Annotated in this window: 1 protein-coding gene; it reads right to left on the reverse strand. The window is 47.9% G+C overall.

Going from position 1 to position 434, the window contains the following annotated elements; translation table 11 throughout:
* A partial coding sequence (locus CWC28_RS21850) for a ferritin (RefSeq protein WP_283206574.1) occupies window positions 1-321 on the reverse strand: 321 nt, incomplete at its 3' end.
* Between the last annotated feature and the right edge of the window lie 113 nt (window positions 322-434).

A 434-nucleotide genomic window follows, 5' to 3' on the forward strand; every position in this document is an offset into this window, starting at 1 on the left:
CGTGTGTGCCAGTTCATTGATGCAGCGAGTCACTGTGCGCTCATGCTCATAAGTGCACTGAAAGATATCTCTTACTGTCTCATATCGGTGGGGAGGGGCATTGATAGCACCAATCACCGCCATTGCACCTGTCTCGTTGACGTAGTTAAACAGCTTCAGCATATGTTCCATTTCTTCCTGGGCATGGCGGCGCAGAAACGCATTACAGCCATCCAGACCCTGAGCTTCGCACCAGGAAGCCATCTGCAGATAAAGATTGGAGGAGTAAAACTCAAGATTGATCTGATCGTTAAGCTTGTCGACCATGGTTTGAGTCAGCATGGGATTAACCTGTTCGTTCCAAAAAGCTGAATTATAACGGCTTGGTGCCGTAGATGAACAATCAGGGTATTCTTTCGCCTTCTCCCATCGCTGTTAGTGGATTGCATCATGAC

Source organism: Pseudoalteromonas sp. S4492, from assembly GCF_005886115.1.
GTDB classification, from domain to species: domain Bacteria; phylum Pseudomonadota; class Gammaproteobacteria; order Enterobacterales; family Alteromonadaceae; genus Pseudoalteromonas; species Pseudoalteromonas gelatinilytica.